17 protein-coding genes are annotated in these 17,056 nt (G+C 57.1%); 8 read left to right on the forward strand and 9 right to left on the reverse strand.

The features are described from left to right. The first annotated feature begins 2 nt into the window (after positions 1 to 2). The gene (locus PMW70_RS05800) at positions 3 to 2,069 is read left to right on the forward strand and encodes a DUF262 domain-containing protein (protein WP_271744140.1); all 2,067 of its coding nucleotides are present in this window, start codon (positions 3 to 5) and stop codon (positions 2,067 to 2,069) included. 409 nt (positions 2,070 to 2,478) lie between these two features. Here the strand turns inward: PMW70_RS05800 and PMW70_RS05805 are convergent, their stop codons facing one another. From PMW70_RS05805 to PMW70_RS05815, 3 genes are all read right to left on the reverse strand, one after another. Next, positions 2,479 to 3,309, reverse strand: a complete 831-nt coding sequence (locus tag PMW70_RS05805) for a class I SAM-dependent methyltransferase (RefSeq protein ID WP_271744142.1) — start codon at positions 3,307 to 3,309, stop codon at positions 2,479 to 2,481. A 115-nt stretch (positions 3,310 to 3,424) separates the two neighbouring features. After that, on the reverse strand, positions 3,425 to 4,030 hold the full coding sequence (locus PMW70_RS05810) for a class I SAM-dependent methyltransferase (RefSeq protein WP_271744143.1): 606 nt from the start codon (positions 4,028 to 4,030) through the stop codon (positions 3,425 to 3,427). After that, complete coding sequence (locus tag PMW70_RS05815; protein ID WP_271744144.1) at positions 4,017 to 4,646, reverse strand: class I SAM-dependent methyltransferase; 630 nt, start codon at positions 4,644 to 4,646, stop codon at positions 4,017 to 4,019. The genes PMW70_RS05810 and PMW70_RS05815 overlap by 14 nt, the downstream gene beginning before the upstream one ends. 647 nt (positions 4,647 to 5,293) lie before the next feature. Here PMW70_RS05815 and PMW70_RS05820 point away from each other — a divergent pair. Further along, the gene (locus PMW70_RS05820; RefSeq protein ID WP_271744146.1) at positions 5,294 to 5,743 is read left to right on the forward strand and encodes a hypothetical protein; all 450 of its coding nucleotides are present in this window, start codon (positions 5,294 to 5,296) and stop codon (positions 5,741 to 5,743) included. 313 nt (positions 5,744 to 6,056) lie between these two features. Next, positions 6,057 to 6,692, forward strand: coding sequence for a GyrI-like domain-containing protein (locus tag PMW70_RS05825; protein ID WP_271744147.1), 636 nt, complete (start codon positions 6,057 to 6,059; stop codon positions 6,690 to 6,692). 125 nt (positions 6,693 to 6,817) lie between these two features. Here PMW70_RS05825 and PMW70_RS05830 read toward each other — a convergent pair whose 3' ends face one another. Further along, a complete protein-coding gene (locus PMW70_RS05830; protein ID WP_117757397.1) occupies positions 6,818 to 7,186 on the reverse strand; it encodes a winged helix-turn-helix transcriptional regulator in 369 nt (122 codons plus the stop codon). Between the two features lie 114 nt (positions 7,187 to 7,300). On the opposite strand from PMW70_RS05830, the gene PMW70_RS05835 reads away from it, so the two are divergent. Further along, positions 7,301 to 7,705, forward strand: a complete 405-nt coding sequence (locus tag PMW70_RS05835) for a TIGR04076 family protein (protein ID WP_271744149.1) — start codon at positions 7,301 to 7,303, stop codon at positions 7,703 to 7,705. Between the two features lie 148 nt (positions 7,706 to 7,853). Here PMW70_RS05835 and PMW70_RS05840 read toward each other — a convergent pair whose 3' ends face one another. Then, complete coding sequence (locus PMW70_RS05840; RefSeq protein ID WP_117757395.1) at positions 7,854 to 8,294, reverse strand: MerR family transcriptional regulator; 441 nt, start codon at positions 8,292 to 8,294, stop codon at positions 7,854 to 7,856. 221 nt (positions 8,295 to 8,515) lie between these two features. On the opposite strand from PMW70_RS05840, the gene PMW70_RS05845 reads away from it, so the two are divergent. Further along, positions 8,516 to 9,280, forward strand: coding sequence for a carboxymuconolactone decarboxylase family protein (locus PMW70_RS05845; protein ID WP_271744150.1), 765 nt, complete (start codon positions 8,516 to 8,518; stop codon positions 9,278 to 9,280). Here PMW70_RS05845 and PMW70_RS05850 read toward each other — a convergent pair. Genes PMW70_RS05850 through PMW70_RS05860 form a run of 3 tightly spaced genes read right to left on the reverse strand, consistent with a single transcriptional unit; the run spans position 9,264 to position 11,899 of the window. Next, positions 9,264 to 10,127 (reverse strand): SIR2 family NAD-dependent protein deacylase, encoded by an 864-nt coding sequence (locus tag PMW70_RS05850; protein WP_271744152.1) that lies wholly within the window; start codon positions 10,125 to 10,127, stop codon positions 9,264 to 9,266. The genes PMW70_RS05845 and PMW70_RS05850 overlap by 17 nt on opposite strands. Continuing rightward, positions 10,115 to 10,813 (reverse strand): SIR2 family NAD-dependent protein deacylase, encoded by a 699-nt coding sequence (locus tag PMW70_RS05855; protein WP_118094906.1) that lies wholly within the window; start codon positions 10,811 to 10,813, stop codon positions 10,115 to 10,117. Before PMW70_RS05855 ends, PMW70_RS05850 begins: the two co-directional genes overlap by 13 nt. A 3-nt stretch (positions 10,814 to 10,816) precedes the next feature. Beyond that, positions 10,817 to 11,899 carry an SIR2 family NAD-dependent protein deacylase gene (locus tag PMW70_RS05860; RefSeq protein ID WP_271744154.1) on the reverse strand — a complete coding sequence of 361 codons (1,083 nt, stop codon included), beginning with the start codon at positions 11,897 to 11,899 and terminating at the stop codon, positions 10,817 to 10,819. 26 nt (positions 11,900 to 11,925) lie between these two features. On the opposite strand from PMW70_RS05860, the gene PMW70_RS05865 reads away from it, so the two are divergent. The 3 genes from PMW70_RS05865 to PMW70_RS05875 all read left to right on the forward strand — a co-directional run bounded on the left by PMW70_RS05865 (position 11,926) and on the right by PMW70_RS05875 (position 14,685). Continuing rightward, the gene (locus tag PMW70_RS05865; RefSeq protein ID WP_117583297.1) at positions 11,926 to 12,480 is read left to right on the forward strand and encodes a TetR/AcrR family transcriptional regulator; all 555 of its coding nucleotides are present in this window, start codon (positions 11,926 to 11,928) and stop codon (positions 12,478 to 12,480) included. A 204-nt stretch (positions 12,481 to 12,684) separates the two neighbouring features. Further along, on the forward strand, positions 12,685 to 13,215 hold the full coding sequence (locus PMW70_RS05870; RefSeq protein ID WP_055252412.1) for a flavodoxin family protein: 531 nt from the start codon (positions 12,685 to 12,687) through the stop codon (positions 13,213 to 13,215). 180 nt (positions 13,216 to 13,395) lie between these two features. After that, positions 13,396 to 14,685 carry an ATP-binding protein gene (locus PMW70_RS05875; protein ID WP_055252411.1) on the forward strand — a complete coding sequence of 430 codons (1,290 nt, stop codon included), beginning with the start codon at positions 13,396 to 13,398 and terminating at the stop codon, positions 14,683 to 14,685. 99 nt (positions 14,686 to 14,784) lie between these two features. On the opposite strand, the gene PMW70_RS05880 is transcribed toward PMW70_RS05875, so the two are convergent. Then, positions 14,785 to 17,025 carry a DNA gyrase subunit A gene (locus tag PMW70_RS05880; RefSeq protein ID WP_195534980.1) on the reverse strand — a complete coding sequence of 747 codons (2,241 nt, stop codon included), beginning with the start codon at positions 17,023 to 17,025 and terminating at the stop codon, positions 14,785 to 14,787. Positions 17,026 to 17,056: the final 31 nt, after the last annotated feature.

Raw genomic sequence — 17,056 nt, forward strand, 5'->3', positions numbered from 1 at the left:
AGATGAAAGGCGAAGAACGATACCTTCTTAACTTGCTCGAAGGCACGAAAACTCGATTTGTAATCCCCGTCTATCAGCGCAACTACGACTGGAGGATCGAAAACTGCAAGCAATTGTTCGACGACCTCGAGGATGTCATTTCCGAAGGCGTGGAGAGTCATTTCTTTGGAAGCATCGTCTCCAAGGCAGATGGCCCCGACACACGCATCGTCATCGATGGCCAACAGAGGATCACCACGTCATACCTTCTCCTGCTTGCCCTCGTGAGCAAGCTCAGGGAAGGTGCCATCTCTTCTGAGGACGACAATCTGGCCGACATGATCAACGAGGAATACCTCATCGACAAATGGCATAAGTCCGAGCGAAAACTGAAGCTGAAGCTCATCAAGGACGATCAGGCCGCCTTTGAAGCAATCTACTCCGCCGACGCAGAGAAATTCATCCAGGACTCCAACGTAACCCAGAATTACATCTATTTCTGCGGCCGAATCGACAAGACAAAGCTTACGGCCGACCAGCTGCGCGAGGCCATCGAGCGCCTGATGATCATCGACATCAAGCTCGACAAGGAAGATGACGCCCAGCGCATCTTCGAAAGTCTCAACTCGACTGGCCTCGACCTCAACGAGGGCGACAAGATTCGCAACTTCATCCTTATGGGCCTCGACGCCCAAATGCAGGAGGAATACTACGAGAAATACTGGAACGAGATCGAAAAGAACACCGGCTACGACGTAAGCTCCTTTGCTCGTGATTGGCTTGCTGCCGTCCGCAGGAAGACCCCCGCAATCAAGAAAGTCTATTCCGTGTTTAAAGACTATGTAAAAGCGGAGGCATTCGATACGAAAGCTCTACTTGAGGAGCTTCTTAAGTACTCAAAGCACTACAAGGCGATTAACGCTGCTGATTCCGGAAACCATGGGCTTGATGTTGTTTTGAGGCGACTTATTCTGCTGGACATGAGCGTCATGAACCCGTTCACCCTGAATCTATTCGAATACAGACGCTGTGGAGAAATCAGCGACCAGCAGGTGATTGAGGCGCTCAAATCCGTCGAGACCTACCTTTTCAGGCGCTGGGTCTGCAAGGTCCCCACCAATGCGCTCAACAAGGTCTTCGAGACCCTGCACAGCGAGGTCCTGAGAGGTGTCAAAGATGGCGGTTCATATCCTGACGTATTGAACAAGGTTCTCCTCTCCAAGGAGGGCAGCGGACATTTCCCAGATGACGCCGAGTTTATGCAGGCGTTTGAAGAGAGGGACTTCTACAGGATTGGAGGTTACAAGTACTACCTCTTCGATCGACTTGAAAACGGAGACAGCCTGGAGAGGGTCAACGTCGTCGGCAACCTTCGCGATGAGTCTTTCAGCATCGAGCACATCATGCCTCAGACGCTTTCGACAAGCTGGCAGCAGGATTTGGGCGACGACTTCGCAAAAATCCACGCAAGGTGGCTGAACAGCATGGCAAATCTGACGCTTACCGCATACAACTCAAAATACAGCAATAGGCGCTTTGTCGAGAAGCGAGACATGGAGAACGGCTTCAAGCAGTCTGGCTTCAGGATTAACCACTTCGTCTGCGAGCAGGAGGCCTGGGGCGAGAAGCAGCTGGAGGCCCGCAATGAGCTCATGAAGAAGAGGTTTCTTGAGCTTTGGCCATCCATCGAGTCCAACTTCGAGTGGGGCAACGACGCCTACGAGGAGCATGCCCTCGACGACGACTTCTCGTTTACCGGCAGACAGATCGCCGCATACAGCTTCATGGGCTCCCGCTTCACGGCGAAGACCTGGGTTGACATGATCTGCGGCGTGCTTTCCATGGTTTACGAGCTCGATCCAGTCGTCTTCCATAAGTTCGTCCCTGAGGGGTCGGATTTCCCGGGAAGGTATTTCTCAAGGAAGGAAAGCGACTATTGCTTCAAAGTTGGCGAGGGAATCTATTTCAATCCCGGAAGCTCAACTTATGTGAAAATCGAAACGCTGAAGATCGTTTTTGAGGCAGCGGGCATTGACTGCTCGGAGCTTCTGATTGAGCTGTACAAGTCGAAGATCGAGGATCCGTCGTAGCCACTGTAGAGGCTTCTCTACCTTGCCCTCCCTTGGAATATAATGTCCATGTGCCCATAAGTTGCTGCTCGCAGTTTGCCGTGACCTAGCGTGACCCAGGAAAACGACCCGGATGACCCGAAAAACCGTGACCCAGATATGACCCCATGGATTCGCGGGCATTTTTGAGACTGAGCCGCATTAGGGCAAACCAAGACAAACTGCGGCAAACTGGAACAAACTGGAGAGAGCTTTTTTACTATTGAGTTGGAATAGAACAGACGTTCGATAATATAATCTAGCATCAGATAGCGGGCACGGTTTCAATTGAATCCGTGCCCGCTGCTGTATGCGTGTCCTTGCACGCCCAATATGCGCCGTAAAAGCCGTCTTCTTCGACGTCAAAGTGAATGCGCTTCGTTTTCGCCTCTCAAAATCTTATTTTCACGATTTGCATTTTCATCCCGTTGTCACCGACCCTTGCGAGAAACCGGAAAAAGCAGCTGACAGAAGAGTCTCTCAAATCGTTGTAGCCCAGCATATAGCCGCGACTTGTGACCTGCAGACGGCTGTCCCACGTGCCGATTTCCTTGGCGGCATCCGAAACCGCAAAATATGCCCCCACATCCTTGATTTTTGCAGTCTTAAGCCATGTTTTTGCGATCATCTTTACCGCCGTCCGATTGGCAGCATCAAAGACCAGCACACTGCCGGGGAAAGCGTCCGCCATCCCCCGCACCAGTTCCCGGACCTGCTGGGTCAGAAAGTAATAGAACACCCCGGAGGCAAAGAACACCGCCCCGCGGGAGGCATCGATTTTGCTAAACCATGCGGTGTCTTTCAGGTCGCAGGGGATATTTTGTTCTCGATCCCCGGCGGGCAGTAGCTGCTGCCGCAAGGCAATCACATCCGGGAAGTCCAGATTATAGATCTTGCATCTACCGTTGTCGCAGGTTCTGCCGGTGTTGTCCAGCCCGCAGCCCAGATTGACCACCGCCGCATTGGGGTGGCCTTTCAGGTAATCCCGCACCTCGAAAGCAAGATCACTCTGCCGTGTGGCCACCTCCAGCGCACCAAAGCGCTGCATCAGGCTGCGGGAGTTTTTCTCTGCCTCTGAAAAGTCGTAGTCGATCTGGCCGAGCAGACGAACCGCTGTTTCATCCTTGTAAAGGGTCGGGTACAACTCCGTACACAGCTTCCGGGAATACAGCGGGAGGATCAGCGTCTCCTGCACGGTGTTTTTCTCAATTTTACATTTCATAGGTTTCTTCCTCAGTGAATAAAAACTGTCATAATTGCCGCCAGCATAGCCGCTATGACCGTCATGCCTATCGCCATGTGCAGGATGGATGCAAAAATACCCGTGCTTGATGCCCCTACTTCCGCGCCGTGACGCAGAGCCACTTTTTCTTTTTGTGTATCTGCACCTCGTGAAAACCCGCCTGCTCCAGACATGCCTCTAATTCAATGTCCTTGTAGATGGTCATGCCGCCGATGATCTGCGTCCACCTCTCGTCCTTGTCCGTATCGCCATTGCTCTCGTTGCAGATAAGAATTGTCCCGCCTGGCTTCAGCGTCCGCCAGACCTCACGGAAGCATCGGGGCAAATCAGGCCAAAAATAGACGGTCTCAAAGGCCGTGGCGGCATCGAAGTAGCTATCCTCAAACACCATATCCGCCACACTGCCTTGCAGAACGGCGCAACGCCCCTCCTGAATTGCAATTCGGTTGAGCTTTCTAGTCTTCTCCACGCTGACGGGCGAATAGTCGACGCCCTTGACGACGCCATGCGGGCATTTTTTCAGCAGCCGTTTTATGTTCGCCCCGCCGCCGCAGCCGCAATCCAGCACCTTGGCATTTGGCGCAAGTCGTAGAAATCGAAGTCCCCACCGCGCCACAGGGCTGTGGCCCAGATTCATCATGGCAACCATAAGTTTTCCGCCGAGGCCCACGGGCTTGCGGGTGTTTTCAAAGAACGACATCTGGCCCCTCCGATTTCGTGCATTCCGCATAGGTCAATGGGAACGAGGCCTTCAGCACCGCGCTTTTCTGCACCGCCCAGCCGTTTTGACGCAGGAAACGCAGGTATTCCTCGCTTGTCCACCTGCTGTGGAGGGGGAATCCCGCCATACTCATGAAAAAGGCTTTTGCCTTGCCGGAAACCGAGTTCCCCGCGTGGGTGAAGGTTGGCGCGATGAGCACGCCGTCGTCCTTCAGTACCCGCCTGATTTCTTGCAGGGCCTTTTCCGGATGCGGCACTATGTGAAGCGCGTTGGACGCGATCACCACTTCGAAGGACTTCTGCGCATAGGGCAGGCGGAACATATCCTGCACGGAAAAGTGCAGCTTTGCGGATTGATTGTCCCGCTTTGCTTCAAGGATCATCTTTGCAGAAGCGTCCGTAGCCTCGATATGCGCCGCCGCATTCACGATGCTCTTTGCGATAAGTCCCGTGCCGGTGGCCACTTCCAGTACGGTTTTTGCTTTCACCACCGGCCTGATCAGCTCATACATCTTCTCATACGCCGCCCGGTCGTTTCGCATGAAACGGTCATACCGACTGGCATTCTTGTCCCAGAAACCCTCGCGTTCGTGCATGGCTGTCGCCCCCAAACAGTTAGAGCTATCTAACTATAACACACGAATCATGCAGTAAGATGAGGCTAACCTTCTTTTCTTGGCTAAGACGCATCTCTCCGACCCTTTGAATCACCCCTTTTCACGCCGCCCGCTACGAACCCCGGCGGAAACCAGGGAGTGATTAAAGGAGCGACCTGCGGTTTTGCGAATCAATCGAGTCATTCCTGAAATCGCGAATCAAGGGCCTGATTCGCCCAAATTGCGCACGAATCAGCCCTTAGGCGGTACGACGCGACACGCATCGACAACATTCGGACTGGATTAGTCACTGAGTGGGAATAGTAAATTCCTTAGTTATGGAGGTGTAAATTTGATTTCCTTTAGGATACCCCCCATAACTATATGAATTGACCTGCTGACTCCAATGAAGATTGGAGGGTAACGGCCAGGGGTGACGGCCCAGCGAGTGTTATTTTGCGAGCTATGCGCGTTGAAAGCGACCTTTCGTGGCATAAACTACTTGCCGGAAGCCGCGGCTTTCAGAGTACGGCTTACGTGTACGTTTAACCTCCGTGGGCGACGGGGTGCCGCAAGGCGTAGAATATCGCCCACCTGTAGGGGCCTGCAGCGATGCGGGCCCCACTTCGTATGAAGAGGCGCAACCGGTGAAGGTCGTATCCATCTCCCAGGACTTCTTTGACCTCGTCGAGGGCGACCGCGAGCTCATGCTTAAGCACAATCTCCCCTGCATCGTGGTGGTGAGGCTGCGTTTCCGCGGGAAGCGCAGGGACTTCGCCGTGCCGCTGCATTCCAACATCGCCCCCAACGTGCCCAAAGACCAGTACTTTGCGTTGCCACCCCGCCCCACGACGAGCCCCGGCTGTCGCCACGGCATCCACTACATCAAGATGTTCCCCATAACCAAGTCCTACCAGCGCCGCTTCAGGACCGAGGGCTCGGCCTACTACGAGACGCTCCAGCGCATCATCGACGGCAACACCAAGCGCATTGTCTCCGAGTGCCAGGCGTACCTCGACCGCTGCGAGCGCGAGGGAAGGCCCCGCTTCGCCGTCGACATCGACCGTATCGTGGGGCTGCTGGAGGGCGAGAAGTAGGGTGCCTCGGCTCAGTCTCGAGCCATGCGGAGTCGCTCCGCATTTCTGAACGCCGCGTGTGCACCCCAAATACGTGAGAAACAAGCTGTGAAGTGCGGCGGCGCGCCCGTACCCGTGCATAGCCATCACCATCAGCGTCTTCGGTGTGCTACGACATCACGTCCAAGTCGGCAGAGGCCATCGCATGGGAATAGAACAGGCGTTCGATTCTATGTTACAATGCCTGCCAACGGGAGGTTTCTTCCAAAGATGAGCCCGTTGCTGTATTTGAGCCGATATCGGCGGAAACCCAAGCTCAGGGAGGGCTGTTGCGATGGCATACGATTTCAAGAAGGAGTTCAGAGAGCTCCACAGGCCGTCCGGCAAGCCGAGCGTTGTAACCGTTCCACCTATGAGCTACATCGCCGTGCGGGGCAAGGGCAATCCCAATGCCGAAGGCGGCGAGTACCAGAACGCGTTGCCGCTGCTCTACGGCGTCGCCTATACCATCAAGATGTCGAAGAAGGGCCCGCGAGAGATCGAAGACTATTTCGACTTCGTCGTGCCTCCGCTCGAGGGCTTCTGGTGGCAAGACCGCACCGATGGCGAGATCGATTATGCGCGGAAGGACGACTTCAACTTCATCTCATGCATCCGCCTGCCCGATTTCGTCACTCGCGAGGACTTCGACTGGGCCGTCTCGGAAGCTGCCGCCAAAAAGAAGTTGGACTTCTCGGCGGTCGAGCTGCTGAGGGTCGACGAGGGCCTTTGCGTTCAGTGCGTGCATACCGGGCCTTATGACGGCGAGCCGGCGACCGTAGACGCCATGCGCACATTTGCAGCGGAACAGGGCTACGCCCCCGACTTCTCCGAAGCCCGTCTGCACCACGAAATTTACCTCTCCGACCCGCGCAAGTGCGCGCCGGAGAAGCTCAAGACCGTGATCCGCCATCCCATAAAGTTGATTTAGCGAAACGGGCGACGTCGCGCGGTCCAGGCTCCCGCAATTGCGGGCTGGAAGGTGCATCGCCTTATCGGCTTCATTGTTTTTCAGGGGCGCGCACATAAAGACTTGTGCCTCATCGTCCCTTTCGTCTACCAGTCCGACGGAGGAACCCGGTCATCGCGATGGGCCTCGCCCCAAAGACAGAGCTCATCAAGCACTGGCATGAGCGACAGGCCGCGCTCGGTCAAGCTGTACTCCACCTTCGGTGGTACCTGGGGGTACTCAACGCGCTTGACAAGACCATCGGCGACCAGACCCCTCAGCGCAGAGGTGAGCGACTTGTAAGTAGCAGGCGCAAGCTTGCGTTTGAGCTCGTTGTAGCGCGTCGTGCCGTCCAGGTACAGGCAGAACAGAACTGGCAGCTTGTACTTGCCTTCTATCAGGGAGAACGCGTACGCAAAGCCAGTGTTCTCGATGCCGTTGCGCGCGAACACAACCCCCTCTTTTGCCCCTGCCATGTGGTCTCCTTTACGCTCTACTTCAGTAATGTACCTATCTTTAAGATGTGTACTCGTATCTTCGACCGGCATCAAGCATACTACTTCACAATTTAAGAGAAAGGCGGAGCCACCGTGAAGCACCAGGTGAAAATGACGGTAATCGATAAGAAACTGTTCCCCGAGCTGCAGGAGCGCTACTGCGCGGACAAGCAGGCGGGAGCGTGCCCGTGCTACAACGTGGGCGACGAGTTCCTGTTCGAGCGCGACGGCGACAAGGACCATTTCTGGCAAGGCGGCCTCGGCACGCTGACGAGAACCGACGCCGACCCCGACACCGTCGCCGGCGGCCCAAGGCGCCCTCACTGCTCCGAGGCGTGGGATGCCGTCTCGCGCTACATCTACACGGGCCTGCAGGGCGGATCGATTATGCGGGGATGGATGGAGCGGGAGAACGAGATGATCTGCTGCTGCAACGATGGTACGCGCCCGGTAATCTTCAAGCTCGAGCGCATCGACATCCCCGAAGAGGACGAATAGCGTGATAGCCGCCGTTCTTTCCGCTACTCGGACAGTTTGCGAAATTGCAGGAATGACCGCCTTCGGACCTTTTGGTTCGGAGGCTTTCTTTTTGCACTCCTACCCCGAACAAGACTCCTCGCCGAAGCCCCTTGAGCATCGGGCGCCACTATCGAGCGTGCGCGTTCTCGTAGGCCTCTTTAATCTCTGCCGGCAAACCGTCTGGAATCAGTGCCTTCAGCTCAGCCTCGTTGTCGCCTTGATTCAGCTGCTCGTAGTACCAGCATTTGAACTTCAGCATATCGAGCGCACGGTTCATGTTCGCGATCTCCGATTCCATGTGGGCCTTCCGCTCCTCGAACATAGCCTTTCGCTGGGGGTATGTTGATGGGCCCTCTGCGCACCATTCCATGAACAGCCGGATATCCCTGATCTCCATCCCCGCCTTCTTTAGGCATTCGATGACTCGAAGCGCCTCGAGTTCCTTGTCGCCAAATCGGCGAATGCCGGACGCCCGCTCCAATCCCGGGAACAATCCCTGCTTGTCGTAATATCGCAGCGTTGAAGCGGGCAAACCGAACATTTCCGCCACCTGTCCGATTGTGTACATGGCTCCTCCGAAACAATGTCGAATTCATTCCTTGACCTAAAGTCAGGTTTAGGTACTACCTTTATTCTCGTCAATGCAAATCGGAGGTGCAAGAGGTGTCCGTAATCGCCGGGCATTCCGCACTGGAGCAGGCGCGACGAATGGGTATGCGAATCTAGCTGGGCCGATTGGCGCGCGAAAGCAGATTTGCACCTAATACCATCGACAGGAGGAAGTAAATTATGGCAATTAAACAGACGGCAGGCAGGGATGCCCTGGGGGACTTTGCCCCCAAATTCGCACAGCTCAATGATGACGTGCTGTTCGGCGAGGTGTGGAGTCGAGAAGACGGGCTTTCCCTTCGAGACCGCAGCGTGGTGACGGTGGTGGCCCTGATGGCACAGGGACTGACGGATTCCTCGTTCCAATACCATCTGATGTCCGCAAAGAATAACGGTGTAACCAGGGCGGAGATAGCGGAAATCCTTACCCACGCCGCGTTTTACGCGGGGTGGCCCAAGGCATGGGCGGCCTTCCGCATGGCAAAGGAGGTCTGGGCGGATGACGATGCCGCTGATGCAAAAGCCGAGCACCAAAACGAGATGGCCTTTCCCATCGGTGCCCCTAACGACGCATTCGCGAAGTACTTTATCGGGCAAAGCTATCTCGCGCCTCTATCAACCGAGCAGGTTGGCGTCTACAACGTGACGTTCGAGCCCGGCTGCCGCAACAACTGGCACGTGCACCACGCCAAAAACGGCGGCGGACAGATTCTCATCTGCGTGGCTGGTCGAGGGTTCTACCAGGAATGGGGTAAACCGGCACAGGAGCTGCGCCCTGGCGATGTGGTCAACATCGCCCCGGGTGTGAAACATTGGCACGGAGCCGCGCCCGAGAGCTGGTTCTCCCATCTCGCGCTGGAGGTTCCGGGCGAGGAGGCCTCCAACGAGTGGTTAGAGCCCGTGGGCGATGGGGAATATCTCAAAGAGACTAACAAGGAGGCTTAAATACCTTCGCCGTCCGCGCCGCCGAGAGCAGGGCGCCCAAATCGGCCTGGATCGCCCCTGCCTTGCTTCCAAGCTGCAGCGGAGCCGAGCCGCCCGAGATGTTTACGCTCAAAAGGTGCGCATCCGGCAGCTTCGCGGTCATGCTCCAGAACGGGAGCGTGATGATGCCGGGGGTCATCTCGCCCACGCCGAGCTCCAGCAACAGCACGCGGCGATCGCTGCGCTCGCGCACGAAGCGCTCGTATCGTCCGAGGCTCTCGCGCCAGGCCGCACCCTGCAGAAACGTGTCATCGCGCACCCACGGCACAAGCTGCCAGCCGCAATGCGGGCATCGGGGGATATCCTCGCTGAGGACCTCGAACCCCGCCATGCCCGCGAGCATGCGCTCGACGTAGGGGCTCGCGTCGAAGAGCTCGTCGCAGCATGGCTGCTTGCACTGAAGGTGCGCGAAGCTTCCCTGATAGTTGCAGATCCTCTCGGTGGGAAACGTCTTCTCGACTTGGGTGTCCACATTGGTGCTCAGGATGAAGTAGTCCTTATGGCCGATGAGGGACCGTAGGTCGAGATAGGGCTGCGAGGCCAGCTCGCGCAGCATGAAGTCGATGTATCGCGCATAGTATGCCCATTGCTGCTCGAGGCTGGGGTAGAGGTGGTAGAAGCCGTCGAAAAGGCTCTTGAAGCCAAAGGCTTGCTGCCAGTCCGCCATTCCTGCGCGCGCCATGCCCGCGCGGTTGTAATGATTGAACCCGGCGGCGCTCGACATGCCCGAGCCGATGCCGACGATGATGGCGTCGGCATCGTCGATAAGGCTTCGAAGCCTACGCGCTTCTCTTTCTAGGGGTGGCATCGGGCGATCTCCTCGAAAGCCGGGGCCATATCGCCGTCAACGAGAATCGTCTCGCACGAAGCGTCGGGCGCCATGGCCTGGCCGTAGTTGAACACGATGTAGGTGGCGTGCTCGCAGGCGTTCGCGATCTGGGCGAGCATGCGCTTTATGACGCCGTTGTGCAGTCCCACGCCAAGTTCGAGGATGGCGACCCTGCCGTTGCGATGGGCTTGCACAAGACGCGCGAGCTCGTCGAGCTGGGTCATGGCGAGGGTGTCTGGATGGGCGAGGCGCCGCTCGTCAACCGACGTGCGCGTGCTCCCCTCAGTCTCGAGCACGCGCTCCTCGTCGAACCCGGCGCGCGCGAAGTGCCCATCGATGTTGCATGTGACCACGAAGGTGTCGGCGTGCTCCGTAAGACGCCGCAGCCCGTTCATGAGCGAGCCGGGCTCATATTCGAGATACTCCTTTTGATGGAACCGCTCGGCCCATCGGCGTCGCACGCTGGCATCCGGGGAAGCGAGCCCCTGCAGTATGCAGCCGATGCCGTCTGCCTGGGCGAGGTCCCCGTACGCCTCTTGGAAATGAGCATCGGCGCAGAAAAGGTTGAGCCCCTCCGCCATGTCGAGTCCGTTGCTAGCGCCGATGATGACAAGATCCGCTTCGGCTAGCGCCCTGCCTATGCGAACTGCTTTCGCCGTCTCCATGCGCTACCTCCCCAGCGTCTTGCGCACGTCGGCAAGCACGTCGGCGATGTCGGCGCGAACGGCGAGCCCCCGATCCTCGATCGCGCGGGGGAGAAACTGCGTCTTGTTGTTTACGGCGATGTAGCTGGCCTGCGGTAACTGCGCCGTGAGGGCCCAGAACGGCTCCTGGATAAACGCGGGCGTCATGCGGCCCACACCCAGCTCGAGGAAGAGGATCCTCTGCCGTGCGTGCGCGTCGAGCCAGTCGGACACCTTGCGGTACTGCTCCTCGTAGAGTTCGCCCTGCAGGAAGTTGCCGTAGCCGCGAACCCAGGGGAACGCCTCTGCCCCGCAGTGCGGGCAGCGCGGCACGAGCTCTGTCGGAACCTCCAGACCGTCTCCCATGGCCTCTACCATGTGGGAGACCGGCTCGACCGCGTTCCACACCTCGTCGGTGCAACAGTGGGAGCACTGAAAGAAGCGGTGGTCGCCTTGGATCTCTGCCACTTTCTCCCAGGGATAGAGCTTCACAAACTGCGTGTCCTGGTTGGTGGTGAGCACGAAGAAATCCTTCTCGGCGAGAATGGCGTCGAGGTTCCTGTAGGGCTTGCGCAGCGGGGCGTTGAGCGTGGTGTCGAGGAAGGTGGCGAGGTATCCCCAGCGCGCCTCGGCGGTGGGCCAGCGGTAGAACGACCCCTCGAAAGCGCCCTTGAAACCGTAGCGCTCGGCGAATTTGCCGAAATGCCTGCGATAGGTTGCGTTGTCCTCGTAATAGAAGTCGCCGCCGCCCGCCGCGGAGAGCCCGGAGGCCCCGCCCACCAGCACGCAATCGGCTTCTTCGATCATACGGGCGAAGTCCTCGATTTGCTGGTCGTAGGGCTCGGGCTCGCGGTCACTCAGCTCATAGGGCGTGCTGCCGCTGCGGTAGGCGGCATGAAGGGAAAACGATCGGTTGGTGAGCTCGATAACGAGCTGCTCGTACAGGGTCACTGGATACCTTCTTTCAGCTATTATAAACACGTGTCTATAAAAAGTATCCATGTCGATTTGCTTAAGAGCAATGAACAGCTTCGGCCTGCTGTCGATAAACGAGCGTTTGCCGGGCATTGTCGAGCGTTGCAATTGGAGGGGTAATGGAAGCGGGGAAGATCGATCGTCGCCGACGCTATACACTCTCGGTCATACGGGAGGCGTTCTTCGCGCTGCTGGCCGAGGTCGGCTTCGCGAAGATGACGGTAGCGGATATCTGCCGCCGTGCCGATATTAACCGTGGCACGTTCTATCTGCACTACGAGGACAAGTTCGCCCTGCTCGACGCGCTTATCGACGAGGCCTTGGCGGCGGTGCCGCCGCTCGAGGGAACGGAGGCGGGTGCCCTCTGCCAGCGTCCGCCGGCAAACGATGACTATTATCTGCTCTACTCGGATGACGACGCGTACGCTCGGGTGGCACAGCGCGTCGTCGAGCGCGGCGCCGAGCAGATGGTTCCCTCGATCATGGAGGAGACTGGGCTTTCGCGCGAGGACGCCTATCTGCTCTTCGTCCACAACGTCCAGGGAAATCTCGCGGTCAACCGCCTGCTCGGTTGGAGGCGAGGGCCCGAGTTTGCCCACGCTCAGGAGCTGCTCAGCGCCTATTCCGAAGGGGGCATGCGGGCGGTATCGGCTCGTCACGATCCCCGTAGTTGATCTTGACAGCGTGCCATTTCAGGCAGGCGACGTTGCTATGGCCCCTCTTTGGTTTTCGATGTTGTATAAGGCAATCGCAATCGTCTTGAGCTTCTTTAGGGAACTTGAACAAGAGATATGGCCTGCTGGCGATTGATTAACACCATTCGTTTTGGTTACAAGAAAGCATGCTGCGCGCCTGCAGCATGAGGGAGAGGGAATCCTATGAATATCGTTGTATTGAGCGGCAGCCCGCGTAAGGGCGCTAATACCGATACCATGGTCGAGGCGTTTGCCGAGACCGCGCGTGAGGGCGGCCATACGGTCGAGGTCATCCGCGTTGCCAGCAAGAAGATCGCCGGCTGCTTGGGATGCCAGTACTGCTTCGCCCATGAGGGCGTCTGCGTGCAGAAGGATGACATGGCCAACGTGATTGAGTCGCTGAAAGACACCGACATGGTTGTCTTCGCTTCGCCTATCTACTGGTTTGATATCACTGCGCAGGAAAAGACCGCCATCGACCGCCTGTACGCCTTCGGTGCCACGGGATTCCCGTTCACCAAGACGGCCCTTTTACTCGATAGCCACAGCGAGGGTGTCTATGATGCGGCGATCGCTATGTACAAGTCAACCTGCGCGTACTGCAAGTGGGAGGACCAGGGCATTGTCACCATCAGCGGTATGACCGAGCGCGACAGCATGGCATCCTCGCCCAAGTTGAAAGAGGTGCGAGAGCTCGCTCGCAAGCTTGCCTAAGGACAAGAAGAACGCATGGCAATCAGCGTTGGTGGAAATGCTTGCTGTCCTTACCGAGAGATAGGGGCGAATTCCCTCAAGTGCCGTATAGAACAATTTTTAAACGCAGAAAAATAACTGAAAACAAATTAATCCGCGTTAAAATATTGTCAAATAGAAGTTCATGAGGGAAGGTTACGTATGCGTCGCAAGGCAGACGAGCTCCTTAGGGAATGGCGAGACAGAGCTGATAGAAAACCTTTGCTGGTCAAAGGCGTGCGCCAGTGTGGCAAGACCTATTTGCTCAGAACGTACGCCCAGGATCTTTTCGAATCGGTTGTCTACGTTAATCTTGAGAACGACCGGTCGGCGCGAGCGGATTTTTCGGGCGGTCTTGACCCTCATTCGATCGTACGTGCGATCGAGGCTCGTACGGGACAGCGTATCGTGCCTGGCAAAACCTTACTGTTCATTGACGAGATCCAGGCATGCGAGGAAGCGCTCACTTCCCTTAAATACTTTTGCGAAGATGCTCCCGAGTATTACGTTGCGGCTGCCGGGTCGCTTCTTGGGGTTGCCATTAACCATCAGTCGTATTCGTTCCCCGTCGGAAAGACCGACTTGATTGAGATGGCTCCACTCGATTTCGAGGAGTTTCTCTGGGCGATGGGGCACGATCAGCTGGTCGACGAGATACGCTCATCATTCGAGATAATGGGTCCTCTTGCGCCAAGCCTTCATGAAAAGGCGCTTGGGCTCTATCGACAGTATCTTGTTGTTGGCGGAATGCCCGAGGCGGTCCAAACGTACATCGATGATCAGTCAATCATTGATGTGGCCGAAAAGCATCGGATTATTCTCGACGGATATTCCGCCGACACCAATAAATATGCTGATGAACGCTTGAGTGCAAAGACGCGTGCGTGCTTCGATTCCATTCCACAGCAGCTTGCCAAAGAGAATCGTAAATTTCAATACAAGGTAGTGCGAGCGGGGGGCAATGCGTCTCTCTTTGGAGATGCTCTCGATTGGCTTGTATTGTCGGGTACGGTGGCGCGCTGCAGCCTAGTCGGGCAGATCGAAAGCCCCTTAGAGGCCTTCGTTAACCCTTCTGCTTTTAAAATCTATCAGGCGGATACAGGGCTGCTGGTCTCCAAGGCCGGTGCTCAACGCGCCGATATTCTTGCCGGTATCGGCGGCACATTCATGGGTGCACTTACCGAAAACTACGTTGCCCAACAGCTTTCAGCCATGGGTTATCCACTGCATTATTGGGCGCGAGATAATCGTGCGGAAATCGACTTTGTAGTAGAGAAGCAGGGATGCTTGTCTGCGATTGAAGTCAAGGCGGGGGAGAACACAAGATCTCGAAGTCTGTCCTCACTTAAAAAGACCCATCCGGGCGTGCGCCTTATCAGGCTATCGACTAAGCCCTTTGGAATGAATGATGGGCTTATGTCTGTTCCGCTTTATGCGGCATTTTGTCTATAGGGATGATGCTGGTGTAATGCATGGGGCCCGGGGCGCAGCGTTTACTGCGCTCCGGGCCCCGCTGCTTTGTAAAACCATGACGGTTTAGTCGCCGTTGTTTTAGTCAAACAAACTCGGCATGTCATTTTCCTTCATGAGGGCGCCGGCGGAGGGCAGGCTCTGCGCGGTGAACTTCTCGGCCGAGACGCCGGCGCCAAGGATTTCCTCGGTCGTGCCGACGGTGGTGACCGAGCGGCCCTTCTTGGCCGTAAAGGCCTGGACGCCCTGCGTGTTGGTGGTCGTCTTGGTCTTGAGCAGCGACGTGTTGAAGTTCATCAGGCGGTAGTCGCTCGAGACCAGCGCGAGGTCGCGGTCCTCCTTGAGCACCTGCGCATACAGCAGCTTGCTGCCGCCGTAGATGGCGTTCTTAAGGCGCTTGCGGTTGGTCTTGGTAGCGTATCCAGAAAGCGCGACACGCACCACGCGGCCGTTCTCAAAGACGAACAGCACGTCGGCCTTGTAGTCCTCGGGGTCGATGACCCAGATGACGCTCTCGTCGGGTTCCATCTCAAGATCGGTCGGAAGGTACGAGCCCAGCTGGGCCGACTTGGTGTCCTCAAACGCCGCGACCTTGCACTTGTACACCTGGCTCTTGTTGGTAAAGACCAGCAGCTCGTGGGTGTTGGAGGACGGGAACTCGATAAAGGGTTTGTCGCCGTCCTTGTACTTGAGCGTGGTCGCCTTCTTGAGCACGCGGTCCGTCATCTTCTTTAGGTAGCCATCGCGCGAGAGCATGATGGTGACCGGGTACTCCTCGACCTCGGGCTCCAAGCTTACCTCGATAACCTCATGGGGCTCGATCCTGCCCGTGCGGCGCGGCATCACGTACTTCTTGTTGACCGCTGCTAGCTCGTCGCTGATGACCTTCTTGATGTTCTCCTCGCTGGAGAGGATCTCCTCAAGCTCGGCAATCTCGCCCTCGAGCTTGGCGATGTCCTTGGTGCGGTTGAGGATGTACTCCTCGTTGATGTTGCGGAGCTTAAGCTCGGCGACAAACTCGGCCTGGGTCTCGTCGATGTCGAAACCCTTCATAAGGTTGGGTACAACCTCTGCCTCGAGCTTAGTGCCGCGGATGATGGCGATGGCCTTGTCGATGTCGAGCAGAATTGCCTCAAGGCCGTGCAGCAGGTGCAGGCGCTCGGACTTTTTGCCCAGGTCAAAGTTAATGCGGCGACGCGTGGACGCAATACGCCACTTGACCCACTCGTGCAGAATCTGGCGCACGCCCATAACACGGGGATAGCCGTCGACGAGCACGTTGAAGTTGCACGAGAACGAATCCTGCAGCGTGGTCGAGCGATAGAGCTTGGCCATGAGCTTGTCGGGGTCGACGCCGCGCTTAAGGTCGATGGCGATGCGCAGACCCGAAAGGTCGGTCTCGTCGCGGATGTCGGCGATCTCCTTGACCTTGCCCTCCTTGGAGAGCTTGACGATGCGTTCGATGATGACATCGGTCTTGGTGGTGTAGGGGATCTCGTAGACCTCGATGATGCGCTCTTCGGGAATCCAGCGCCAGCGGGAGCGGATTTGGAAGCTGCCAAGGCCGGTCTCGATAATCTTTTCCATCTCCTCGCGGCGGTAGATGATCTCGCCGCCGGTGGAGAAATCGGGCATGGGCATGTACTCGAGCAGGTCGCAGTCGGGATCCTGCAGGTAGTGCATGGTGGCGGTGCAGACCTCGTTGAGGTTAAAGCCGCAGATGTCAGACGCCATGGCGACGCCGATGCCCTTGTTGGCCGAGACGAGGATGTTGGGGAACGTGGTGGGCAGCAGGCGCGGCTCCTTCATGGCACCGTCGTAGCTGTCGACGAAGTCGACCGGGTCCTTGTCGATGTCTTTGAAGATCTCGGCGCTGATGGGGGAGAGCTTGGCTTCGGTATAACGCGAGGCGGCGTAGCTCAGGTCGCCCGAATAGTACTTGCCAAAGTTACCCTTCGACTCCACGAAGGGGGCGAGCAGCGCCTCGTTGCCGGTGGCCAGGCGCACCATCGTCTCGTAGATCGCGGCATCGCCGTGCGGGTTGAGCTTCATGGTCTGGCCCACGATGTTGGCGCTCTTCTGGCGCTCGCCCTTGAGCAGACCCATCTTGTACATGGTGTAGAGCAGCTTGCGGTGCGAGGGCTTAAAGCCGTCGATCTCGGGGAATGCACGCGAGACGTTGACGCTCATAGCGTAGGGCATGTAGTTGACCTCGAGCGTCTGCGTAATCGGCTGGTCGGTGACCTCGGAGTGCAGGCCGATGACGTTCTCGGCGTTGACCTGCTTTTTCTTGGGCTGGTTCTTCGTCTTCTTCTTTGCCACGATTTCCTCTTGAACTTCTTATGGGCCGTCG

Origin of the sequence: Collinsella aerofaciens, assembly GCF_028209625.1 — a bacterium.
Lineage (GTDB): Bacteria > Actinomycetota > Coriobacteriia > Coriobacteriales > Coriobacteriaceae > Collinsella > Collinsella aerofaciens_AM.